Source organism: Pantoea sp. MHSD4, assembly GCF_021043305.1.
GTDB lineage: Bacteria > Pseudomonadota > Gammaproteobacteria > Enterobacterales > Enterobacteriaceae > Pantoea > Pantoea eucalypti.
Genome location: NZ_JAJNDH010000008.1, coordinates 32,353 through 54,899, shown reverse-complemented (window position 1 = coordinate 54,899; position 22,547 = coordinate 32,353). Strand labels below are relative to the sequence as shown.

20 protein-coding genes and 3 tRNA genes are annotated in these 22,547 nt (G+C 54.4%); 8 read left to right on the top strand and 15 right to left on the bottom strand.

The features are described from left to right. Nucleotides 1-52 precede the first annotated feature (52 nt). The 9 genes from hflC to nnr all read right to left on the bottom strand — a co-directional run bounded on the left by hflC (nt 53) and on the right by nnr (nt 10,818). Nucleotides 53-1,057, bottom strand: a complete 1,005-nt coding sequence (gene hflC, locus LQK91_RS19675) for a protease modulator HflC (protein WP_003855319.1) — start codon at nt 1,055-1,057, stop codon at nt 53-55. Nucleotides 1,058-1,060: 3 nt separating this feature from the next. Then, entirely contained in the window at nt 1,061-2,299 is a 1,239-nt protein-coding gene (gene hflK / locus LQK91_RS19670) for an FtsH protease activity modulator HflK (protein ID WP_003855318.1), read from the bottom strand. A gap of 224 nt (nt 2,300-2,523) precedes the next feature. After that, entirely contained in the window at nt 2,524-3,804 is a 1,281-nt protein-coding gene (hflX, locus tag LQK91_RS19665) for a ribosome rescue GTPase HflX (protein WP_003855317.1), read from the bottom strand. A 71-nt stretch (nt 3,805-3,875) separates the two neighbouring features. Beyond that, nucleotides 3,876-4,190, bottom strand: coding sequence for an RNA chaperone Hfq (hfq, locus tag LQK91_RS19660; RefSeq protein ID WP_003855314.1), 315 nt, complete (start codon nt 4,188-4,190; stop codon nt 3,876-3,878). Nucleotides 4,191-4,293: 103 nt separating this feature from the next. Next, nucleotides 4,294-5,244: a tRNA (adenosine(37)-N6)-dimethylallyltransferase MiaA gene (gene miaA, locus LQK91_RS19655; protein WP_105100028.1), complete on the bottom strand. Its 951-nt coding sequence runs from the start codon at nt 5,242-5,244 to the stop codon at nt 4,294-4,296. Further along, nucleotides 5,237-7,102 (bottom strand): DNA mismatch repair endonuclease MutL, encoded by a 1,866-nt coding sequence (gene mutL, locus LQK91_RS19650; protein WP_105100027.1) that lies wholly within the window; start codon nt 7,100-7,102, stop codon nt 5,237-5,239. The genes miaA and mutL overlap by 8 nt, the downstream gene beginning before the upstream one ends. Nucleotides 7,103-7,148: 46 nt before the next feature. Beyond that, complete coding sequence (amiB, locus tag LQK91_RS19645; protein ID WP_105100026.1) at nt 7,149-8,828, bottom strand: N-acetylmuramoyl-L-alanine amidase AmiB; 1,680 nt, start codon at nt 8,826-8,828, stop codon at nt 7,149-7,151. Then, nucleotides 8,825-9,301: a tRNA (adenosine(37)-N6)-threonylcarbamoyltransferase complex ATPase subunit type 1 TsaE gene (tsaE, locus tag LQK91_RS19640; RefSeq protein ID WP_003855306.1), complete on the bottom strand. Its 477-nt coding sequence runs from the start codon at nt 9,299-9,301 to the stop codon at nt 8,825-8,827. Before tsaE ends, amiB begins: the two co-directional genes overlap by 4 nt. After that, nucleotides 9,298-10,818 (bottom strand): bifunctional ADP-dependent NAD(P)H-hydrate dehydratase/NAD(P)H-hydrate epimerase, encoded by a 1,521-nt coding sequence (nnr, locus tag LQK91_RS19635; protein ID WP_105100025.1) that lies wholly within the window; start codon nt 10,816-10,818, stop codon nt 9,298-9,300. The genes tsaE and nnr overlap by 4 nt, the downstream gene beginning before the upstream one ends. Between nnr and queG the strand changes: the two genes are divergently transcribed. Next, complete coding sequence (queG, locus tag LQK91_RS19630) at nt 10,817-11,956, top strand: tRNA epoxyqueuosine(34) reductase QueG (RefSeq protein ID WP_033763336.1); 1,140 nt, start codon at nt 10,817-10,819, stop codon at nt 11,954-11,956. The two genes, nnr and queG, sit on opposite strands and share 2 nt — an antisense overlap. Nucleotides 11,957-12,304: 348 nt before the next feature. Here queG and LQK91_RS19625 read toward each other — a convergent pair. From LQK91_RS19625 to orn, 4 genes are all read right to left on the bottom strand, one after another. After that, nucleotides 12,305-12,380 (bottom strand) — tRNA-Gly (locus LQK91_RS19625). 26 nt (nt 12,381-12,406) lie between these two features. Then, nucleotides 12,407-12,482, bottom strand: a tRNA-Gly gene (locus LQK91_RS19620). Nucleotides 12,483-12,510: 28 nt separating this feature from the next. Beyond that, nucleotides 12,511-12,586, bottom strand: a tRNA-Gly gene (locus LQK91_RS19615). Between the two features lie 154 nt (nt 12,587-12,740). Next, on the bottom strand, nt 12,741-13,289 hold the full coding sequence (orn, locus tag LQK91_RS19610) for an oligoribonuclease (protein WP_003855299.1): 549 nt from the start codon (nt 13,287-13,289) through the stop codon (nt 12,741-12,743). A gap of 101 nt (nt 13,290-13,390) precedes the next feature. On the opposite strand from orn, the gene rsgA reads away from it, so the two are divergent. The 3 genes from rsgA to mscM all read left to right on the top strand — a co-directional run bounded on the left by rsgA (nt 13,391) and on the right by mscM (nt 18,855). Beyond that, nucleotides 13,391-14,440, top strand: a complete 1,050-nt coding sequence (gene rsgA, locus LQK91_RS19605) for a small ribosomal subunit biogenesis GTPase RsgA (protein ID WP_008925804.1) — start codon at nt 13,391-13,393, stop codon at nt 14,438-14,440. Between the two features lie 171 nt (nt 14,441-14,611). Continuing rightward, nucleotides 14,612-15,511: an archaetidylserine decarboxylase gene (asd, locus tag LQK91_RS19600; RefSeq protein ID WP_003855296.1), complete on the top strand. Its 900-nt coding sequence runs from the start codon at nt 14,612-14,614 to the stop codon at nt 15,509-15,511. Between the two features lie 14 nt (nt 15,512-15,525). Beyond that, nucleotides 15,526-18,855 (top strand): miniconductance mechanosensitive channel MscM, encoded by a 3,330-nt coding sequence (mscM, locus tag LQK91_RS19595; protein WP_039659456.1) that lies wholly within the window; start codon nt 15,526-15,528, stop codon nt 18,853-18,855. Between the two features lie 49 nt (nt 18,856-18,904). Here mscM and mdh read toward each other — a convergent pair whose 3' ends face one another. Beyond that, on the bottom strand, nt 18,905-19,843 hold the full coding sequence (mdh, locus tag LQK91_RS19590; protein ID WP_003855294.1) for a malate dehydrogenase: 939 nt from the start codon (nt 19,841-19,843) through the stop codon (nt 18,905-18,907). 440 nt (nt 19,844-20,283) lie between these two features. Between mdh and argR the strand changes: the two genes are divergently transcribed. From argR to yhcN (LQK91_RS19570), 4 genes are all read left to right on the top strand, one after another. Then, entirely contained in the window at nt 20,284-20,754 is a 471-nt protein-coding gene (gene argR, locus LQK91_RS19585) for a transcriptional regulator ArgR (RefSeq protein WP_003855293.1), read from the top strand. A 474-nt stretch (nt 20,755-21,228) separates the two neighbouring features. Continuing rightward, nucleotides 21,229-21,492 carry a peroxide/acid stress response protein YhcN gene (gene yhcN, locus LQK91_RS19580; protein ID WP_003855290.1) on the top strand — a complete coding sequence of 88 codons (264 nt, stop codon included), beginning with the start codon at nt 21,229-21,231 and terminating at the stop codon, nt 21,490-21,492. An 85-nt stretch (nt 21,493-21,577) separates the two neighbouring features. Beyond that, nucleotides 21,578-21,844, top strand: a complete 267-nt coding sequence (locus tag LQK91_RS19575; protein ID WP_003855289.1) for a YdgH/BhsA/McbA-like domain containing protein — start codon at nt 21,578-21,580, stop codon at nt 21,842-21,844. A 92-nt stretch (nt 21,845-21,936) separates the two neighbouring features. Beyond that, the gene (gene yhcN, locus LQK91_RS19570) at nt 21,937-22,200 is read left to right on the top strand and encodes a peroxide/acid stress response protein YhcN (RefSeq protein WP_003855286.1); all 264 of its coding nucleotides are present in this window, start codon (nt 21,937-21,939) and stop codon (nt 22,198-22,200) included. A gap of 53 nt (nt 22,201-22,253) precedes the next feature. Here yhcN (LQK91_RS19570) and LQK91_RS19565 read toward each other — a convergent pair whose 3' ends face one another. Continuing rightward, the gene (locus LQK91_RS19565) at nt 22,254-22,523 is read right to left on the bottom strand and encodes a barstar family protein (RefSeq protein ID WP_003855285.1); all 270 of its coding nucleotides are present in this window, start codon (nt 22,521-22,523) and stop codon (nt 22,254-22,256) included. Nucleotides 22,524-22,547: the final 24 nt, after the last annotated feature.

Here is a 22,547-nt window from a genome sequence, read left to right as displayed (position 1 = left end):
ATACCCAAAAAAAAGGCCGACAACATTGTCGGCCTACAGGTTATATCAGTTCTTAACGTGTCGCGTTAGAGGGCGCCTTCATATATCGGAAGAAGTCGCTATCCGGACTTAACACCATCACATCCTGATTTTCACTGAAGCTGTTTTCATAGGCGCGCAGGCTACGAATGAAAGCGTAGAAGTCAGGATCTTTGCTGAACGCATCCGCAAACAACCGCGCCGTTTCCGCATCACCATCACCACGTGTAATCAGCGCTTCACGCTGGGCTTCAGCCAGAGTACGTGTCACCTGATAATCGGCCTGAGCACGCAGTTTTTCAGCCTCTTCCTGACCCTGCGAACGCTGGCTACGCGCTACCGCTTCACGCTCGGCACGCATACGGTTGAAGATCGCATCGGAAACCTCAGTCGGCAGGTTGATCTGCTTGATGCGCACATCCATCACCTGAATACCTAATGCCGCCATACTGTTCGGATTGGGCGCCGGCTCGCTGCTGTTGGTTTCACGCTCTACACGAGCCGCTGCACTGGCAATAGCGTCATCGGCAGCAGGCGTTGCGATTTCATCATCGCTGCCAGCAGAACCGGTGTTCAGCGCATCACGGACATCCGTCGTCAGGCGACCACGAGAGTCCGTTACGATATCTTTCACATCCAGACGGCCCATTTCAGAACGCAAGCGGTCACTGAACTTACGTTTCAGCAGCACTTCCGCCTGAGAGACATCACCGCCGCCGGTAGCCAGGTAGTAGCGACTGAAGTCGCTAATACGCCACTTGATGTAAGAGTCGACGATCAGATCTTTCTTCTCTTTAGTGACGAAGCGATCGGCCTGGTTATCCATGGTCTGAATGCGCGCATCCAGCGTTTTAACCGTTTCCAGGAATGGGATCTTGAAATGCAGGCCCGGCGCAAACACCTGCGGTTTGTTTTCACCATCGCGCAGGACTTTGCCGAAGCGCAGAACAATGCCTCGCTCCCCTTCCTGCACCACAAACAGCGACGCATAGAGCGCCACCAGCACGACAATGATCAAAAATACTATTGGCTTACGCATCGATTACTCTCTCCCTTCGCGCTGGCTGTCGCTGCGCTGAGCATTGGCCCGACGCTGATCCATGATGTTGTCCGGACTGTATGACGACGTGTCATTGCGGCTGGCGCCGCGATCGGAGATAGCCGGCAGCGAAGAACTGTTACTGCCCTTCTGACCGCTCTGGCCCGGTGCAGCCTGGGTGCCACGCATCAGTTGATCCAGCGGCAGCACCATCAGGTTATTACCCCGATCGTTAACCAGGACTTTGCGGGTATGGCTCAGCACACGTTCCATCGTCTCGATATAAAGACGCTCTTTGGTGATTTCAGGCGCGGCTTTATATTCCGGCAGAATTTTGGCGAATCGCGCCACTTCACCCTGGGCTTCCAGAACGGTACGCTCTTTGTATGCACGCGCCTCTTCCAGAATACGTTGCGCACGGCCGTTAGCTCGAGGCTGAACTTCGTTGGCGTAAGCTTCTGCTTCACGGACGTACTGCTCACGGTTTTCGCGTGCCGCAATCGCGTCATCAAAGGCAGACTTCACTTCTTCCGGCGGACGGGCAGCCTGGAAGTTAACGTCCACAACCGCGACACCCATGTTGTAAGGGCGAATCGTCTCATCGATTTCACGCTGGGTTTCGCTACGCACCACGGTACGGCCTTCAGTCAGAATGCGGTCCATGGTGGAACGACCAATCACGCCGCGCAGCGCGCTGTCAGTTGCCTGACGCAGGCTGTCGTCCGCGCTGGTGACTGCATAAAGATAACGTTCCGGATCGGTCACGCGGTACTGCACGTTCATTTCGACACGCACAACGTTCTCGTCCGAAGTCAGCATGACACCTGAAGCCGCCAGTTCACGTACTGATTCAACGTTAACCGCACGAACCTGATCAATGAATGTAGGTTTCCAGTTCAGGCCGGGTTCGACCAGGTGACTGAACTTACCGAAACGCGTCACTACGCCACGCTCCGCTTCTTTGATGGTGTAGAAACCGCTTGCAGCCCAGATGACTACAGCAGCAACAGCCACGATGCCAACAATTTTGCCACCGCTGCCGGAGCCGCGTTGACCGCTGTCGCTCTGTTTGCCACCGCCCAGTCCACCAAGCTTCTTGCTCAGCTTACGGAAGATATCATCCAGATCAGGAGGCCCGGATTCCCGTCCTCCCTTATTTCCCCCAGAGTTGCCGCCTTGATTATTGCTGCTTCCCCACGGGTCGCGGTCCTGTCCGTTATTTCCGGGCTGATTCCACGCCATGTCTCTACTCCATTTATTGTAATTACGGTTTTTACCCTTCATCTTTCGGATTGCAGCGATGTTGGCTGCCTTCGCTCACCCCGGTCACTTACAGCAGTAAGCACCCAGGGATTCACTCAGTTGCCGCCTTGCTGAAATCCGAAATACCCGGGTAAATCCTGCGTATCTGGCCTGCAACGAAAATGCGACAATCTTCAATTTTGAGGTAAGTGCGTCGGGCAATATCAAACGATGTAACTGGTCAGCGACGGTTCCTGCTTACATAAACGCATCCATTCAATGATGGGCATACGTATCTGCAATCCTACACTGCCGTCTTCTTCATTCCACTCTTTCTCAATCGCCTGCAACTGATAGAAACGGCTACGAAGTCGCCCCGCTTCCGGTGGCAGACGTAACGCATGCTGGGCAATTTCACCCGCCAGACGTTCAGAGAGCGCCTGCCATAGCAGCGGAATACCCACACCGGTCTGAGCGGAGAGCCAGACGCGAATGGGCAGATTCTCTTCGTTACGATCGATACGCGGTTCAAAACCGTCAAGCATATCGATTTTATTCATTACCAGTAACGTCGGGATTTCATCCGCTTCAATCTCTTCCAGTACGGCATCAACAGCGGCGATATTTTCTGTCACGCGCAGGTCCGCGCCATCAATCACGTGCATTAACAGCGTCGCCTGACGCGTCTCCTGCAGTGTGGCTTTAAAAGCGGCAACCAGATCGTGAGGAAGATGGCGAATAAAGCCGACCGTGTCTGCCAGCACCACATCTCCGACATCGGCAACATTCAGGCGGCGCAGTGTGGGATCAAGGGTCGCAAACAGCTGGTCTGCGGCAAAGACGTTGGCAGAAGTCATGGCGTTAAAGAGGGTCGACTTGCCGGCGTTGGTATAACCCACCAGCGAAACCGTTGGCACATCCGCTTTGGCACGAGACTGACGTCCCTGCTCACGCTGTTTTTCAACCCGCTCAAGACGAGACAAAATCTGACTGATTCGTCCGCGCAGCAGTCGTCGGTCTGTTTCTAACTGTGTTTCACCCGGACCACGCAAACCGATCCCGCCTTTCTGGCGTTCAAGGTGAGTCCAGCCACGTACCAGACGTGTCGCAAGATGGCGTAACTGTGCCAGCTCAACCTGCAATTTACCTTCGTGGGTACGTGCACGCTGGGCGAAGATATCCAGAATTAAACCAGTGCGATCTATGACGCGGCATTCGCACAGGCGCTCGAGGTTTCTTTCCTGAGCGGGCGTGAGGGCATGATCGAATAACACGACCGATGCTCCAGTTGTTTTTACCGCATCGGCAATTTCAACGGCCTTTCCTTCACCGACAAAATACTTGGGGTGCGGCGCTTTACGGCTGCCAGTAACCACTTGCAGCGCCTCAACGCCAGCAGAAGAAACCAGGGTTTCAAACTCCTGTAAATCTTCTACTTCTTTGTCTTGGGAGAACCAGATGTGTACCAGTACGGCCTGCTCACCGGCTTCATAACGGTCAAACAAGCTATAACCTCGCTAAATAAAGACCAGGACGGAAAACGTTTGTCTTCCGTGCCTGGCTGTACGATGACGCGTTATTCTGCGCTATCACCGTCTTGTTGTGGCTGTGGCTGCGCAGTTGTGTTGCTGCCGCCCTGATGATAATTGTTGCTGCCGCCGCCGCCGGTATTATTGCTATGGTGAGAAACCGGGCGCGAAGGAACAACGGTAGAAATGGCATGCTTATAAACCATCTGACTTACCGTGTTTTTCAACAAAATGACGAACTGATCAAATGACTCTATCTGACCCTGCAGCTTAATACCGTTAACCAGATAAATCGAAACCGGAACACGTTCACGACGCAGTGCGTTCAAAAACGGGTCTTGTAATGATTGCCCCTTAGCCATTCTATCTTTTCCTTATATGCTTGTTGTTTGTTGCTAGTAGAACCTATGGTTCGAAAAATACTGCGTAAAAATTTGCGCACGATAACCCATCAATTGTACACAATCACCCATGCTTCGCACTAAGAACCTGTAACACTGTATCAAGCGCCAGCCGGGGCTCGTCACTGTCAAGCCAGTGAACATTTTCCCAACCGCGTAACCAGGTTATCTGTCGCTTAGCAAGTTGCCGGGTCGCGCAAATTCCCCGATAAACCATTTCGCTGTGATCGATTTCGCCCGATAAATAAGACCACATCTGACGATAGCCAACACAACGAATGGAAGGCATGTCCGTATGCAAATCACCTCGTGCAAACAGGGCCCGAGCCTCCGCTTCAAATCCTGACGCTAACATCTGCTCAAAACGCAACGCGATACGCTGGTGCAGCAATTCGCGGCTCGCGGGGGCGATGGCAAACTGTTGCACGTCGTAGGGTAACGCTTCACCGGATGTTTTTGTCAGTTCCGTTAAAGTTTTACCCGAAATAAAAAAAACTTCCAGTGCTCGCGAAAGTCTCTGCGGATCATTCGGATGAATACGACTGCCGGCAACCGGGTCGATTTCACACAGCTGGCGGTGTAAAGCATCCCAGCCTTTTTCACGCGCCGTTTGCTCTATCCGCTGACGAACATCAGGATCGGCCGAGGGCAACGGCGACAATCCTTCAAGTAACGCCTTGAAGTAGAGCATGGTTCCACCAACAAGCAACGGTATTCGTCCGGCTGCAACGATTTCCGCCATTTCTGCTAAAGCATCCCGCCGGAACTCCGCTGCCGAATAGGCTTCTGCGGGATCGCGGATGTCGAGCAGATGATGGGGCGCCACTGCTAACTCTTCAGCCGACGGTTTCGCCGTACCAATATCCATCTGACGATAAATAAGGGCAGAATCAACGCTGATAAGTTCCACGGGTAAGTGCTTACGCAACTCAATCGCTAAAGCGGTCTTACCCGAAGCCGTAGGTCCCATCAAAAAAATAGCCTTTGGCCGGCCAGCCTGGTTTAATTCACTCATGCTTCAACGCGTTGACCGCGCTCTCAATCTCTATGGGCTGTAATAAGCCTGAAGGCGGCGATTTAAGCAGCTGTGGGCAAAGCCGTTCAAGCTCTGCCAGCAGGTTGATCGCCTGTGAGTGATTCCAGTCGGAGGACGCTGTTTCCTGACGCTGCGCCAGCCACTGGGCCAGTTGCGTCGCAGTGTTCTCCTGCTGCCGGGCGAGATAGCCTAACAGCTCAGGAATCAAGATTTGTAAATTTTGTGTTCGTAACGGTAAAGGCACCGCGCGCAGCGTCACGTGTTCACCATCGATCTGAAGATCGATACCCATCTGATTGAGCAGACTACTGTTTTCTTTTGCTGCCTGTCGTTCATTCAGCGCAATTTTCAGCCTGACTGGAATCAGTAGCGGCTGCGGCTTAAGCCCCTCTTCACCCGGTTCCAGCTGAGCCAGTTTCAGCCAGCGTGCCGCAACCGGCAGCGACATCAGCATTAATGTCTGGTCCTGCTCCAGCAGCGCAAAGTGATTGTGCAGAATCGTCAGCACCCGGCCAAAACTCTGGGCATGGGGGGCCAGCGGCGAGGGTTTCGGGGCCGGACGCGGTGCTGGCTCGCGGGCGCTCAGCGGCGGTGTGGTGCCGGACGAGGGGGGGCCGGAAGGGGTTTTCAGCAGTTGCTGATAAACCGCGCCTTCGCGTTGACGATAAACATTCTCTTTGTTTTGCCAGACAGGCGGAGTTTCACGCGCGGACGAGGGTTTTGTCTCACTGGCAGACGCTGCAGGCTGCGCAAAATGATTTCCCCCGGCCGCCTGACGATTTTCAGGCTGCCAGCGTGGCGCGGGTTCTTCGGCCTGCAGCGCGGGTAAGGTGGGTGCCGCCATCGCCTGAAGCGCGCTGACCACGCCCTGATAAATAAAGTCATGTACCAGACGTGACTGGTGAAATCGTACTTCATGCTTGGCCGGGTGAACGTTGACATCCACCTGATGCGGATCGATCTCCAGATAAAGCACGTAAGCGGGCTGCTGGTCATCCTGAAGCTGTGTCTGGAATGCCTGACGGATAGCATGATTGATCAGCTTGTCGCGCATCATCCGGCCATTGACGTAGCAATACTGCAGATCGGTGACCTGTCGCGACCCTGCGGGATCGGCGACCCAGCCACGCAGCGAGAGGTCATCATGTTGCCAGTCAATTCGCAGCGCATGCTGCATAAAGGTGGTGCCGCAGATTGCCGCCAGTCGCCGTTCACGCTGACTCTCCTCACTGACAGCACGGTACTGACGCATCATTTTACCGTTGTGACTTAATGATATCGCCACGTCAAAACGTGCCAGCGCAATACGACGAATCACTTCGTCGATATGGCCGAATTCGGTTTTCTCCGTGCGCATAAACTTGCGGCGTGCCGGGGTGTTATAAAAAAGATCCAGCACTTCCAGCGTGGTGCCGCAGGGATGCGCTGCCGGTTTAACTGTCACCGTCATGTCACGCCCTTCCGCATAGGCCTGCCAGGCTTCAGTTTGATCGGCGGTACGTGAGGTTAAGGTCAGGCGGGAGACCGAACTAATGCTGGCCAGCGCTTCACCGCGAAAGCCCAGACTCATAATCGCTTCCAGGTCATCCAGTGAGGCTATTTTGCTGGTAGCGTGCCGGGCCAGCGCCATCGACAGCTCAGCTTTAACGATGCCGCAGCCGTTGTCACGGATCCGGATAAGCTTTGCGCCACCCTTTTCAATATCAACTTCAATGCGCGTAGCGCCAGCATCCAGACTGTTCTCCACCAGCTCTTTGACCACCGATGCAGGACGCTCAACGACTTCACCCGCCGCAATCTGGTTAGCCAGTTGTGGCGGTAAAATTTGAATCGGCATGGTTTTCCTTTTAACTGGTAGCCCGGCGCAGCGGCCGGGCAAGCAATCAGGATGCAGGAATTTTCAGGTTCTGCCCCAACATGACGTTGGTCGACTTGAGATTATTAGTCTGCATTATCGCTTTCGGGCTGACGCCGTAATGTGCGGCAATGCCAGTCAGCGAATCACCGACCACCACTTTATGGCGTACTACACCGCGTGGTGCCGCGCGCGCAGTTCGACTCGCCACTGCACTGGCCGGGACTTTTAATCGCTGTCCGACCCACACCACATCACGCTTCAGCGCGTTCATCCCACGCAGCGTGTCCATGCTGACACCATACTTTGCGGCAATGCCGGAAAGTGTCTCCCCGCGCGTCACCGTATGACGCTGTGTCACACCGGTGTATTGCGGTACACCGGTCGCCGGATTACTGGCTACGCTGACCGCTGGCGACGAGCCCAGCGGCCGGTTTTCCTCCTTTGGGATGGATTGTAGCGGGTGCGCCAGGAAATAAGTGCGCAGACCTCTGTAGATCGACTGCGCAATCTTATCCTGGTGTGCGCTACTGCCAAGCAGTCGCTCCTCCGAGGAATTACTGATAAAGCCGGTTTCCACCAGCAAAGAAGGGATATCTGGCGAACGCAGCACGCCCAGGCTGGCATGCTCAGGCAGACGTTTATGCAGCGACGTTACGCTGCGTAGCTGCTGTAACACTTTCTGGGCGATGTCATAACCCACGCGCTGCGAGTGACCAAACTGCAGGTCCAGTACCGCCTGGCTGAGGTAAGGATCGGCCTGACTGTTGGCCAGCAGGTCACCTGCGCCGCCCAGCAGCTCAGACTGTTTCTCTTTCTGCTCCAGCCAGTTAGCCATCTCGTTATTTGCGCGACGGTTGGATAATACCCAGACCGATGCGCCAGTCGCCGCATGGCTCGGCGCGGCGTCAGCGTGAATTGACACCAGCACGTTGGCATTGGCTTTACGCGCGACATCAGAGCGGCCCATGACCGAGATAAAATAGTCGCCATCACGCGTCAGCACGCCTTTGAACATCGGATCATTGTTTAGCAACACTCGCAGTTTGCGGGCAATGGCGATTGTGACGTTCTTCTCTTTCAACCCGCGCTGCCCGATAGCGCCCGGATCCTGACCGCCATGTCCGGCATCAATCGCCACAATCACGGTGTCATTCTGGCTGACCGCACGACCTGGACGTACGGTGCTGGCCGTGCTGGTCACTGAGGTCACTGAGGTCACTGGATTGGAATTAAATGGGTTAACCGCGTCGGCACTCTGTGTCGGCACAGGTCTCGGGGCCGTGACCGGCGCAGGCGCACTGCGCGTAATAGCAGGCGCCTTACCGGTAATTGTGAAGACCACGCTATAGCTATTGCCATTGCGCTGGGTGACCGCTCGGGTTTTACCCGCCTGCGTCAGTTCAAACACCAGCCGCACACTCTGTTTATCTTTAGGGGTGCTGGTACGAATCCGCTTTACGATATTTTCGCCGCTGAAATTGAGTGGCAGTCCCTGAACCACGCCGCTTTGGTTAACATCAAGCACCACACGATTCGGGTTGTGCAGTGAGAAAAAGGCATAGGCAGGCTGTCCTGCAAAGTTCAGGGTGATGGTGGCCTGACTGTCGCCATTGGCCACTTTGATATCTGACAGAGTAGCGGCAAAAAGAGGCGTACAGACCAGCAGCAGCAGTGTTACCAGCGCTATTTTCATCCGTGACATCATGTCTTATCCCTGCTCTGATCAAACAGTTCCAGCCATTTCTGGCCCGATGCCGACTGTGCCGTCAGCTCTGCCTCACGCGCTTCGCCCACGTAGCGCAGCGTTAACGTAAGGTCGGGCGAGGGCAGAAAACCGGCACCCTGCTGCGGCCATTCCACCAGACAGATGGCATCGCCACTGAAGTAGTCACGGATGCCCATGAACTCAAGCTCTTCAGGATCGGCAAGTCGATAAAGGTCGAAATGATAGAGCGTATGGTTGTTAAGCGAGTAAGGCTCAACCAACGTATAAGTGGGGCTTTTGACGTTGCCCTGATGGCCCAGCGCCTGCAGAAAGCCGCGGCTGAAGGTGGTTTTACCCGCCCCCAGATCGCCATAGAGATAAATGACTGCCGCGCTGCCACAGGCGCGCGCCAGTTGAGCGCCCAAATCGAGCGTAGCCGCCTCATCGGGCAAAGAAATAACACAGGTCTTCATGCTTCTTTATTCATCTCAGGATTAACAAATTGCCACAGCAGATCCAGTAAATCAGTTGCCAGCATACCGCGTGTTCCGCGTTCTGCAGCCACCGCATCGGCCGCTGCACCATGTGCCACGCAGCCAGCGCAGGCTGCATCAAACAGCGTGAGTTTCTGACCCACCAGCGAGGCGATAATTCCACTCAGGAGATCGCCCATACCACCAGAAGCCATGCCGGCGTTGCCCACATCCGCAAAGGCCAGTTCGCCCTGCTCACTGGCAATGATCGTGCCGGCACCTTTCAGAACCACTACGCCACCATAATGCTGCGCCAATGTCTGCGCTGCATGTAAGCGGTCACTCTCAATTTCACTGGTCTCGATATTCAGTAAACGCGCCGCTTCTCCAGGATGCGGCGTAATAATGCGATTCTGACGTTTCTCCGCACTGATTGCCAGCAGGTTAAGCGCATCCGCGTCCCAAAGCATCGGCTTTTCACTACGCGCGACCTGCTCCAGCGCCCGCTTGCCCCATTCACGCTGACCCAGACCAGGCCCAATCGCAATAACATCGGCCCACTCCAGCGCCTCAGTCAGCCGTTCATCGGTCAGCTCATCGACCATAACTTCGGGCCGGGCGGTAAGAATCGGAATGATATTATCTTTGTGAGTAAGTACTCGCACTAATCCGCTGCCGCTGCGTAGCGCGGCTTCTGCGGTCATTCGTACCGCGCCCGCGGTACCGGCATCGCCCCCGACGACCAGCAGCCGCCCATGACTGCCCTTGTGGGAGGTCGGCTTACGCGGTTTTAGCCAGCGGGTTAATGCACTGGCGTCATAACGCGCGATGGGCGCCGCTTCGCCCGCCAGAAAGGTGGCCAGGCCGAGATCGGCATAGCAGAGCTGTCCGATGTAGTCTCGCGCCTTGCCGGTGATCTGACCCGGTTTCAGTGCGACCATACTCAGCGTATGGCTGGCATTAATCACCTCACCAGGTGCGGTGCCGTTGCGGGCGGATAAGCCGGAAGGCATATCAATGGCGAGTATGGGTGCAGCGTGGGCGTTGGCCCGCTGGATAAGTGAGGCATAGGGTTTCCCGGGCGCACGATTACAGCCGGTTCCCAGCAGCGCATCGACAATCACATCCACCCGCTCTGGCCAGGCGGCATCGGCCGCATGAATTTCACCGCCCGCATCCAGCCATGCCTCCCGCGCGCGCTGCGCCTCTTCCGGCAACGCTTTTTCACTTTCGCACGCCAGCAGCGTAACGGTTTTCCCAGCCGCCTGCCCCAGCCGCGCTACGACATAACCGTCACCACCGTTGTTGCCGTGACCGCACAGAATCAGCCAGTGGCTGGCATCAGGCCAGTTCGCATTCAGATGGTCATAAGCAGCCTGCCCGGCTCGCAGCATGAGCTCATACAGGGTAATTCCGAGTACATCGGCGCCCTGTTGCTCAAGCGTTGGCACAGCCTGCGCAGGCCAGACAGAATATGGTAAACTACGGCTGTTTTTCTTCGAATCCTGGTCACTCATGTCATACCCTCTCGATCTTCATCAACTCGCACAACAGATTAAACAATGGGGATTGGATCTCGGCTTTCAGCAGGTCGGCATCACCGACACCGATCTCAGCGCAGAAGAGCCGCGCCTGCAGGCGTGGCTGGACAAACAATATCAAGGCGAGATGGCGTGGATGGCGCGACACGGCATGATGCGGGCGCGTCCTCATGAACTGCTACCCGGCACGCTGCGTGTCATCAGCGTTCGCATGAACTACCTTCCGGCCAAAGCCGCCTTTGCCAGCACGCTGAAAAATCCTCAATTGGGCTATGTCAGCCGTTATGCACTCGGTCGTGATTACCACAAAGTATTGCGCAATCGACTGAAAAAGCTCGGAGAAATGATCCAGCAGCATTGTGGCGAGCTGAATTTTCGACCGTTCGTGGATTCGGCGCCGCTGCTTGAGCGCCCACTGGCGGCTAAAGCAGGACTGGGGTGGACGGGCAAACATTCTCTGATTCTGAATCGGGAAGCGGGCTCGTGGTTTTTCCTCGGCGAACTGCTCATCGATATTCCGCTACCGTCAGATGCCCCGCAGGAGGAGCAGTGTGGTCGCTGTGTCGCCTGCATGACCATCTGCCCCACCAGCGCTATCGTTGAGCCTTACGTCGTCGATGCCCGTCGCTGTATCTCCTATCTCACCATTGAGCTGGAAGGGGCTATCCCGGAAGAGTTTCGTCCGCTGATGGGCAACCGGATTTATGGCTGCGACGACTGCCAGCTGATCTGTCCGTGGAATCGCTATGGACAACTTAGTGACGAAAGCGATTTTTCACCGCGAGCGGCGTTACATGCACCGGAACTGATCGATCTGTTTCAGTGGGATGAGGCGAAGTTTTTACGCATAACAGAAGGCTCAGCGATTCGTCGCATTGGTCATTTACGCTGGCTGCGTAACATCGCTGTCGCGCTGGGCAATGCGCCCTGGTCACCCGAAATTATTCAGATTCTGGAGCAACGATTGGGTGAGAGTGAACTACTGGATGAACACATTCTGTGGGCAATCGCACAGCAGCAGCAGAAACGCGAGCAAATCGTGGTTGAAGTGCAGCCTGCCCAGCAGAAGCGGCTGGTTCGTGCAGTAGAGAAGGGATTACCGCGTGATGCGTGATTGTACAGCCCGATCGTGAATTATCGTTTTCCACATGCTGTGAATAAAAATAAAAAGCTGTTGTCATTCAAATGCAATAACACTGATTTCGTTGCGAAATAACACATTGAAATATCTTAATTTATCTAAATATCAATAACTTATGTAAAAGTTGTGTTTATTTGATAATGAGGCTATCGCTTCGGTTAAAGCACAAAGCTGTGGATAACTCTGTTCAAAAACAATTTACAGATCGCCGTAAAGGGCGCAGATGATGGGATGCAGTGTTGTGGATAACCTTCAGGAAACAATCAAAACCCCGCGGCGTAAAACAGCCGGAAAACGGACTGAAACAGGGTGATGTAAATCTGGAGCGGGAAACGAGACTCGAACTCGCGACCCCGACCTTGGCAAGGTCGTGCTCTACCAACTGAGCTATTCCCGCATAGAAGGGCACTGCTTAATCAAAACTGGAGCGGGAAACGAGACTCGAACTCGCGACCCCGACCTTGGCAAGGTCGTGCTCTACCAACTGAGCTATTCCCGCAAAGAGGTTACTGCTTACATTTTAAAACTGGAGCGGGAAACGAGACTCGAACTCGCGACCCCGACCTTGGCAAGGTCGTGCTCTACCAACTGAGCTATTCCCGCGCCTTGTACCGTTAATAAATTCTTCACCGGTACGGGGTGCGCATTATACGAGAAATCGTTGCTGCTGCAAGCGTCTGAAAGCAAATATTTTCGCTTTCAGCGCGTTTGATGATTAAAACAGCAAACTGGTGATTTCATGCGCACCCTCAGTGGATTAAAGCTGCAAAAAGTGTTCGCGGTAGTAAGCCAGCTCCGCGACAGACTCACGGATATCATCCAGCGCCTGGTGCGTACCACCTTTTTTGAAGCCAGGCAGGATCTCCGGTTTCCAGCGACGTGCCAGCTCTTTCAACGTACTGACATCCAGATAGCGATAATGGAAATACGCTTCCAGTTCAGGCATGTACTTAAACAGGAAGCGACGATCCTGCCCGATACTGTTACCACAGATAGGCGACGTGTTCGCCGGAACCCACTGTTTCAGGAACTCAATGGTCGCCAGCTCTGCTGCGCGATCGTCAATCTGACTCTCCTTCACCCGCGCAACCAGACCGCTGTTGGTATGGGTGCGGACATTCCACTCATCCATCAGCGCCAGCTGCGCATCGGACTGATGGACCGCCATGACCGGACCTTCTGCCAGAATGTTCAGGTTGGCGTCAGTCACCAGGGTTGCAATCTCAATAATGCGATCGTGCGTCGGATCCAGTCCGGTCATCTCAAGATCAATCCAGATCAGATTCTGTTCATTTCCAGTAGCCATGCTTTTTCCTGCGGTTGCTGTAGTCGTCATTCACGATGAATAAGGTGTATCATAGACGTTTTGCCCAGCCGGGCGAAATCTGGCTAACGCTGTGAGGGTGAGTGAGTAAAAATAAACTGTCGAAGGGCCAACAACGTCGCGTAAGCGCTAACCACGATCGCCGTCTCAACCAACGCAGAGAGCGTCCGGAAGCGGATGACAACATGTTTGGTGAAGCTGCAGATGGGGTCGTTGTCAGTCGTTTTGGCATGCATGCTGATGTTGAGGATAGCGCAGGCGTCACCCACCGCTGCAATATCCGCCGCACGATCCGTTCTCTGGTAACGGGCGACCGGGTGATGTGGCGTCCGGCCACCAGCGGCGGCAAAGGCATTGTTGAAGCGGTGCATGAGCGCACCAGCGTATTAACCCGCCCCGATTTCTACGACGGCGTGAAGCCCATGGCGGCGAATATCGATCAGATCATTATCGTCTCTGCGATCCTGCCGGAACTGTCGCTTAACATCATCGATCGCTATCTGGTCGCCAGCGAAACGCTGGACATCGAACCGTTACTGGTCCTGAACAAAACCGATCTGCTGGATGACAAGGCGCGCGCCTTTGTCGATCAACAGATGGATATCTATCGCAACATTGGCTACCGCGTAGTGATGGTCTCCAGCCGGGCAAAAAACGGCCTGGACGATCTGAAAGCGGCCCTGACCGACCGCGTGAGTATCTTTGCTGGTCAGTCCGGTGTGGGTAAATCGAGTCTGTTGAATGCCCTGCTCGGCTTCGACAAAGAAGAGCAGGTCGCGATTCTGACCAACGAAGTGTCGGATGGCTCTGGCTTAGGCCAGCACACCACGACCGCATCGCGGCTGTATCACTTCCCGCACGGCGGCGACGTGATCGATTCTCCTGGCGTCCGTGAGTTTGGTTTGTGGCATCTGGAGCCGGAACAGGTAACACGCGGCTTTGTCGAATTCCGACCCTTCCTGGGCTATTGCAAATTCCGCGATTGTAAACATGACAGCGATCCGGGATGTGCCATTCGTGAAGCGGTCGAACAGGGAAAAATCAACCGGTCCCGTTTCGCTAACTACCACCGCATCCTGGAGAGCATGGCGCAGGTAAAAACGCGTAAAAATTTCCCTGATAGCGAAAATTAATCGGTATAACCGCGTCTGAACGGATAAGCCGGCGCTTTTTGCGAAGTGCGTTCCAGTGGTGCGTTCAGGCCGTGCAGCGTGCCGGAAATCGCGTATAGTCGCCATCTGAACGGGGCGCTGCTACAATCCGTCCCCTTTTTTACAACGTCCTGAAATAGCCAGGAGGCTAAGGTGTTTGATCGTTTAAAACTCGGCTTGAATCATATTCTCCCGAAGAAATGGCTGACTGAACTTGCCGGTTGGGGCGCCAGTCGCCGCGGTGGTTGGTTGACCAAACTGGTCATTGACATCTTTGTCTGGTTTTACAAAGTCGATATGGCGGAAGCGCGTAAGCCTGATACCGCAAGCTATCGCACGTTTAATGACTTTTTCGTTCGTCCGCTCAAAGACGATGCGCGTCCGCTGGATGCTGACGCCAGCCTCATTGCCCTGCCTGCGGATGGTGCGATCAGTCAGCTCGGCCATATTCATGGCGATCAGATTTTCCAGGCTAAAGGTCATCACTACACCATTGATGCCCTGCTGGCCGGCGATGAGCGGATGGCCGCTCAATTTGTGGAGGGTGAGTTCGTCACTACCTATCTGGCTCCACGCGATTATCACCGCGTCCACATGCCGTGTAACGGTATCCTGCGTGAGATGATTTACGTGCCCGGAGACCTCTACTCTGTAAATCCGCTGACCGCGCGTAACATTCCTAACCTGTTTGCCCGTAACGAGCGCGTTATCTGCTACTTCGAAACCGATATCGGCCCGATGGTGCAGATCCTGGTGGGTGCCACCATTGTCGGCAGTATTGAGACCGTCTGGGCTGGCACGATAACGCCGCCTCGTGAAGGCGTAATTAAGCGCTGGCATTATCCGGCTGCGGACGACGAAGGCGCCGTGGTGTTGCTGAAAGGTCAGGAAATGGGCCGCTTTAAACTCGGCTCTACCGTCATCAACCTGTTCGCGCCCGGTCGCGTCAAGCTGGCGGAAAGCCTGGAAGCAGAAAGCAAAACCCGTCTGGGTCAACCGCTGGCGATTGCGCTGCCGGTCGCCACAGACATTTCCGACGTCATTGTCGATTAAATTGAGTGTCCTCTGTGCGTTCGATTCTCCTCCTGCTGCTGAGCCTGTGGCTCAGCAGCCCGGCCTTTGCGGCCAGCCTTCCTGACGCCAGCCAGCTCAAACAGCAGCTGGAAGAGATAAAATCGGCCAAAAGTTCTCCGGCTCAGGCCGAACAGATCCAGACAATTGAAGCCGCCTTAAACTTCCTCTCAGAACGTGATGATTCCCTGGAGCGCGCGGCGCAATATCAGCAGGTGATTGATGACTTCCCGCGTCTGGCGCGCGAATTGCGTCAGCAGATTGCTGCGCTGAGTGACAACGGAAAAACGGTGCGAAGCAACATGAGCAGCGCCGAGCTGGATCAGGAGATCCTGCAGGTTAGCAGCCAGTTGCTGGAAGAGGGCCGTCAGGCGCGCCAGGAGCAGGATCGTGCGCGGGAGATCAGTGATTCATTGTCGCAGCTTCCACAGCAGCAGACGGAAGCGCGTCGGGCGATGACGGAGAGTGAACGCCGGCTGCAGGGCGTCAGCAGCAGTTCACCGCAGGGCCAGTTGCAGCTGGCAGCGCGTCAGGCTGAAAGTGCCGCGAATAAAGCACTCGTCGATGAACTTGAGCTGGCACAGCTCTCTGCCAATAATCGCCAGGAACTGGCGCGGATGCGGGCTGAAGCCCACCAGCGCAAAGCCACTCAGCTCGACAACTATCTGCAGGCACTGCGTAACCAGCTCAACGATCAGCGGCAACGCGAAGCGGAAGTTGCACTGGCCCGTACCGAGCAACTGGCGGAAAACAGTGGCGATCTGCCCCCAGAGATTAGCGATCAGTTTCGGGTTAACCGTGAACTCTCGGTTGCCCTGAATCAACAGGCGCAGCGCATGGATCTGGTGGCATCGCAGCAGCGGCTGGCGACTAATCAGATTATTCAGGTCCGTCAGGCGCTCTCTACACTGCGCGAGCAGTCCCAGTGGCTGGGGGCTTCTAATCTGCTGGGCGAAGCGCTTCGGGCACAGGTTGCGCGCCTGCCGGAGATGCCTAAGTCGCAGCAGATTGACAATGAGATGGCACAGCTTCGCGTACAGCGTCTCTATTATGAAGATCTGCTGGAGCGCCAGGAGACGCTGCGCAAGGGACGACAGGCCGATGGTCAACCCTTTACTGCTGAACAGAAGCGTATTCTTGATGCACAGCTACGCACCCAGCGGGAGCTGCTTAATTCGCTGATATCTGGCTGTGACACGCTGATTCTGGAGATTACCAAGCTCAAAGTCGGCAACACCCAGTTGCAGGATGCGCTGACGGAAGTCAAAGACGCGACCCACCGCTATCTTTTCTGGACCGCCGATGTCAGTCCGATCGGTTTAAGTTATCCGCTGGATCTGGCCAAAGATCTTTCCCGTCTGCTGTCGCTGGATACGCTGGGTCAGCTTGGCAAAGCGATGGCGATGATGTTTACCAGCCGCAATTCGGTGATCCCCATTATGGGTGCCTTGCTGCTGGTCGGCTTCAGCATCAGTTCTCGTCGTCACTTCAATGCTTTCCTTGATCGCTCCGCCAGCAAAGTCGGCAAGGTCACCCAGGATCGTTTCCGCCTGACCATCCGCACCGTGTTCTGGTCGATCCTGGTGGCGCTACCGCTACCGGTATTGTGGGGGGCATTGGGTTATGGTCTGCAGAACGCCTGGCCCTACCCTATCGCCGTGGCAATTGGTGATGGTATTACCGCCACGCTGCCGCTGCTGTGGGCGTTTATGATCAGCGCCGCCTTTGCCCGTCCCAACGGACTCTTCATTGTGCATTTCCGCTGGCCGCAAAATCGGGTGGCGCGCGCCATGCGCTACTACTCGCTGAGTATCGGCCTGATTGTGCCGCTTATTATGCTGCTGATCGCCTTTGGCAATCTGGAGGATCGACAGTTCTCCTCGTCACTGGGCCGTCTCTGTTTCATCCTGATTTGCGGGGCAATCAGCATTGTTACCGTCAGCCTGAAACGTTCCGGCATTCCGCTTTATCTCGATAAAGAAGGAAATGGCGAGAACATGGTGAACCGGATGCTGTGGAACCTGATGATCGCCATGCCACTGATGGCTGCCCTCGCCTCTGCTGTGGGTTATCTGGCTACTGCGCAGGCGCTGCTGGCGCGACTGGAGACCTCCGTCGCCATCTGGTTCCTGCTTCTGGTTATCTATCACATCATCCGCCGCTGGATGCTGATTCAGCGCCGCCGTCTTGGCTTTGATCGCGCCCGTCAGCGCCGTGCCGATATGCTGGCTAATCGTGCGCGCAGCGAAGAAGAGAAGGAGCAAGGCTCTCTCAATACCGACGCGATTGAGATCGAAGAGCCTGTGATCGATCTGGATGCGATCAGTGCGCAGTCGCTGCGGCTGGTGCGCTCGATCCTGACGCTGATCGCTCTGGTCTCTGTGATTGTGCTGTGGTCAGAGATCCACTCGGCCTTCGGCTTCCTGGAGAATATTCAGCTGTGGGATGTCAGTACGTCCGTACAGGGCGTCGAGTCGATTCAACCCATCACGCTGGGGTCAGTCCTGATCGCTATTCTGGTGTTTATTATCACCACGCAGCTTGTGCGTAACATGCCCGCACTGCTTGAACTGGCGTTGTTGCAGCATCTCAATCTGACGCCTGGCACAGGTTATGCCATCACCACACTGACCAAATATCTGCTGCTGCTGATTGGCGGACTGATTGGTTTCTCAATGATCGGCATTGAGTGGTCGAAACTGCAGTGGCTGGTTGCCGCACTGGGTGTAGGACTGGGGTTTGGTCTGCAGGAGATTTTTGCCAACTTTATCTCTGGCCTGATTATCCTGTTCGAAAAGCCCATTCGTATCGGCGATACCGTGACGATCCGTGACCTGACCGGCAGTATCACGCGGATTAATACCCGTGCGACCACCATTACCGACTGGGACCGCAAAGAGATCATCGTGCCCAACAAGGCCTTTATCACCGAGCAGTTTATTAACTGGTCGCTGTCAGATTCCGTCACGCGCGTGGTACTGACTATTCCGGCACCGGCGAAAGTGAGTAGTGAACAGGTCACAACCATTCTGATTCAGGCGGCTGAGCGCTGCAGCTATGTGCTGGACACGCCGCAGCCAGAAGCCTTCCTGGTCGATCTGCAGCAGGGAATTCAGTTGTTTGAACTCCGTGTGCATGCTGCGGAGATGGGACACCGAATGCCGCTGCGCCACGAGCTGCATCAGTTGATTCTGAGCGGATTTGACCAGCACGGTATTGAGATGCCGTTCCCGCCATTCCAGATGCGTATGGAGACCCTGGGCAAGAAGGTGCCTGCCAGCAACGGGGCACCTGCAGCCCGCGCCTATAAATCTGGCGGCCTGTAATGCAAAACGCCCGGCAAAGCCGGGCGTTATTACAACTCTGAGCCGTCAGTTACTGCTTAACGAACTCTTCGCCCTGAGCGATATCTTTCTTCAGCGTGTCCAGCATGCCTGACAGCGCCTGCTGTTCGAACGCGCTGAGAGTACCAATTGGCATGCGTTCAGCAATGCCGTTTTTACCTAACAGCAATGGCTGAGAGAAGAAGCGGGCATGTTCACCCTCACCTTCCACGTAAGCACACTCCACCACATTCGCCTCACCCTTCAGTGCACGAACCAGTGATAAACCGAAACGTGCAGCTGCCTGGCCCATCGACAGCGTGGCCGAACCGCCACCCGCTTTGGCTTCCACCACTTCGGTACCGGCGTTCTGAATGCGTTTGGTCAGATCAGCCACTTCCTGATCGCTGAAGCTGACACCTTTGACCTGCGACAGGAGCGGCAGAATGGTTACACCAGAGTGACCGCCAATGACCGGTACTTCAATCTGATCTGGCTGTTTGCCTTTCAGCGCTGCCACGAAGGTATTGGCACGGATGATGTCCAGTGTGGTGACACCGAACAGGCGATTTTTGTCGTAAACGCCATGCTTTTTCAGCACTTCTGCCGCAATCGCAACGGTGGTGTTAACCGGATTGGTAATAACACCAATCAATGCTTCAGGCGCCGTGGTAGCGACCTGTTCGATCAGGTTCCGAACAATACCAGCGTTAACGTTAAACAGGTCTGCGCGATCCATACCAGGTTTACGTGCGACACCCGCGGAAATCAGTACCACATCTGCACCTTGTAAGGCGGGGGTGGCATCTTCTCCACTGAACCCCTGGATAGACACTGCAGTAGGAATATGGCTGAGATCGACGGCAACGCCCGGTGTAACCGGCGCGATGTCATACAGTGAGAGTTCTGAACCTGCGGGAAGCTGGGTTTTGAGCAGAAGTGCGAGCGCCTGGCCTATGCCGCCAGCGGCACCGAGAACGGCAACTTTCATTCTTAACTCCTTATTAAGATGGGGCAGAGATGGGCCGAAATTCTATCTGTGTCAGACCTTAATCAACTGCTCAGGCGATGATAAATATCCGCTGTTAATTCTACGTGTTTTCACAGTTAATCGCCGGATTCAAAAGTTACTTATCATTGCGCCTGAATGACCGACAACTTTGCCGTCGTCAGACAGAGAACGGCTGTGAGCGTTTTCTGTTGCTATTTCTGTTACTACACCACCAATAATATAACAACTTTGCAACCTTCGCCTTCCGGGGCTGTGACGGGGGTTTTGGTCTGAGCGTATTTATTTGCTATCATCGCCGCCCGCTAGCCGCCCGAACCCTGCTCATCAATCGACCGATTGCATAAAAATGCATTAAAATGCATAATCACCACTCTGCCGCAGGCGGCTGCGCGGTTATTCTCTCTATTTATTGGTAACCTATGCGAAACCCATCGAAACAAGACGATCTGATCAAGGCTTTTAAAGCCTTATTAAAAGAAGAAAAATTCAGTTCCCAGGGCGAAATTGTTCAGGCGCTTCAGGATCAGGGCTTTGAAAATATCAATCAGTCCAAAGTCTCGCGCATGCTAACCAAGTTTGGCGCTGTGCGCACCCGCAATGCCAAGATGGAGATGGTCTATTGCCTGCCTGCTGAGCTGGGTGTGCCGACCACGACAAGTCCGTTAAAAAACCTGGTACTGGATATCGACTACAACGATGCCCTGGTGGTAATTCATACCAGCCCGGGCGCAGCACAGCTGATTGCACGCCTGCTGGATTCACTGGGTAAGTCGGAAGGGATTCTTGGCACCATTGCTGGCGATGACACGATCTTTATCACCCGTGCGCGCGACTTCACGGTTAAGCAACTGCACAGCGCAATCCTGAACCTGTTTGAACAGGAACTGTGATTGCTGACTGACGGCCTGCACTCCCGTGCCAGGTCGTCAGTTTGTTTTCTCTTCTCACCGTGTTACATCACACTGTTCCGCTGCTTAATATGTCATAAGCCCGCTTTCATGCGCCTGACCGTCAGACATATCGCTTACTCTGCTTCACTATTTGCGCTATTTTACACTGCTTTACATCACCGATCCGGTAACATTGCCCGGATCCAGATCAAACTCCAGTCCAATCCCCGCCAACTTTCGCACTAAACGTTAAAGTGATCTATCTCACTGTTTTTGTGATTATAAAACCCTCAAAGGCTACTTTTTAACCCGTTTTTATAACGTTAAGTTATTAAAAGTAGCCATAAGGATAAAGAATCACAAAAAAACATTATTAGCGGAGTATTAATTTCTGTCGTTATTAGTTCTATACTTCTTTTCGTGATGCAAATCACACTAACTAAAAAGATAAAAATAGACGACGAGGAAATATCTATGAACGTAAAAACTACCATCGCTGCCCTGAGCATTCTCTCTGCCCTTTCATTTGGTGCAGTTGCCGCAGAATCTATCGATGCCTCTCAGGCACAGGATCTGCAGGCAGTCGGCACCATCAGTGTCAGCGGCGTTGCCGGTTCACCGATGGATATTAAGCAGCAACTCAGTGACAAAGCCGATCAGCAGGGCGCAAAAGCCTATCGCGTGATTGAGGCTTACAACAACGGCAATTATCACGCTACCGCCGCACTGTATAACTAAGGCGTAGCCCGATAATGCCAGTGGTTCTCCGTCTGACGCGCCCTTTGCGCTCCGGAGTGAAGCAAATAATTCAGGAGATTTGACCATGAAAACGAAATTAGCGATTGCCGCACTGAGTCTGGCTTCACTGTTCTCAGTAGGTGCCAGTGCTGCAAGCCTGGTGTCCAATGAGCAGGCACAGGGCCTGCAATCAATGAATCAGACCATCAGTATTGGTGGACGCAACGGTGACCAGACGCATGTCCGTCAGGTCCTGTCTGAGAAAGCGGACGCACAGGGTGCAAGCCACTATCGCATCATCGAAAACAACCAGGATAACACCTGGCATGTCACCGCTGAGCTTTATAAATAATTAACCGTGATGGCGCCTGAAGGCGCATGAAAATATCGACGACCCGCCTTTATGAGTAACCGCAGGTTGTTGATTGTATTGAGGAGATAATCATGAATATCAAAACAACCATCGCTACAGTCAGTCTGCTTTCCGTTATGGCGTTTGGCGCATCTGCTGCGCAGCTGGTAACCGGCGATCAGACGCAGAACCTGCAGCCTGCGGGCACCGTAAGCATCAGTGGAACCGCGGGTGCACCAATGGATTACCGTGCAGCGCTTTCACAGAAAGCGGATGAACAAGGTGCCAGCGCCTATAAAGTCATTGAAGCGCGCACGGGTGATAACTACCACATCACCGCACAGCTTTATAAGTAATTCCTCGTCAGATTTATGACGAACCCTTTGGCCCCGCTCGCCGGGGCCTTTTTTTATCTGACGTTAAAGTGCAGCCTGCCTTCCAGCTCCTCTTCCGCTTCATCAAATAACAGAATCAGCGCACCATAGCGACGCCGCTGTCCCCTGCCGAGATTTATAAATTCAATCTCCAGTGGCATGGGTAACAGATCGCTCGTCACGACATCCCATAATCCATCCAGGTCGCAGATGCGGCGTTCCTCCAGCGTAAAACGCTCGCTGAACTGGCGGAAAAAATGGGCCTGATCGACAATTTCATTAAAATCAAAACGCTCGATTTTCATGCTGACGGCTCCCATGCTCCGTCT

Coding starts and splice junctions, on each gene's coding strand:
- hflC (WP_003855319.1), bottom strand. CDS start 1,057: ATGCGTAAGCCAATAGTATTTTTGATCATTGTCGTGCTGGTGGCGCTC.
- hflK (WP_003855318.1), bottom strand. CDS start 2,299: ATGGCGTGGAATCAGCCCGGAAATAACGGACAGGACCGCGACCCGTGG.
- hfq (WP_003855314.1), bottom strand. CDS start 4,190: ATGGCTAAGGGGCAATCATTACAAGACCCGTTTTTGAACGCACTGCGT.
- miaA (WP_105100028.1), bottom strand. CDS start 5,244: ATGAGTGAATTAAACCAGGCTGGCCGGCCAAAGGCTATTTTTTTGATG.
- mutL (WP_105100027.1), bottom strand. CDS start 7,102: ATGCCGATTCAAATTTTACCGCCACAACTGGCTAACCAGATTGCGGCG.
- amiB (WP_105100026.1), bottom strand. CDS start 8,828: ATGATGTCACGGATGAAAATAGCGCTGGTAACACTGCTGCTGCTGGTC.
- tsaE (WP_003855306.1), bottom strand. CDS start 9,301: ATGAAGACCTGTGTTATTTCTTTGCCCGATGAGGCGGCTACGCTCGAT.
- queG (WP_033763336.1), top strand. CDS start 10,817: ATGTCATACCCTCTCGATCTTCATCAACTCGCACAACAGATTAAACAA.
- nnr (WP_105100025.1), bottom strand. CDS start 10,818: ATGAGTGACCAGGATTCGAAGAAAAACAGCCGTAGTTTACCATATTCT.
- orn (WP_003855299.1), bottom strand. CDS start 13,289: ATGGCTACTGGAAATGAACAGAATCTGATCTGGATTGATCTTGAGATG.
- mdh (WP_003855294.1), bottom strand. CDS start 19,843: ATGAAAGTTGCCGTTCTCGGTGCCGCTGGCGGCATAGGCCAGGCGCTC.
- argR (WP_003855293.1), top strand. CDS start 20,284: ATGCGAAACCCATCGAAACAAGACGATCTGATCAAGGCTTTTAAAGCC.
- yhcN (WP_003855290.1), top strand. CDS start 21,229: ATGAACGTAAAAACTACCATCGCTGCCCTGAGCATTCTCTCTGCCCTT.
- LQK91_RS19575 (WP_003855289.1), top strand. CDS start 21,578: ATGAAAACGAAATTAGCGATTGCCGCACTGAGTCTGGCTTCACTGTTC.
- yhcN (WP_003855286.1), top strand. CDS start 21,937: ATGAATATCAAAACAACCATCGCTACAGTCAGTCTGCTTTCCGTTATG.
- LQK91_RS19565 (WP_003855285.1), bottom strand. CDS start 22,523: ATGAAAATCGAGCGTTTTGATTTTAATGAAATTGTCGATCAGGCCCAT.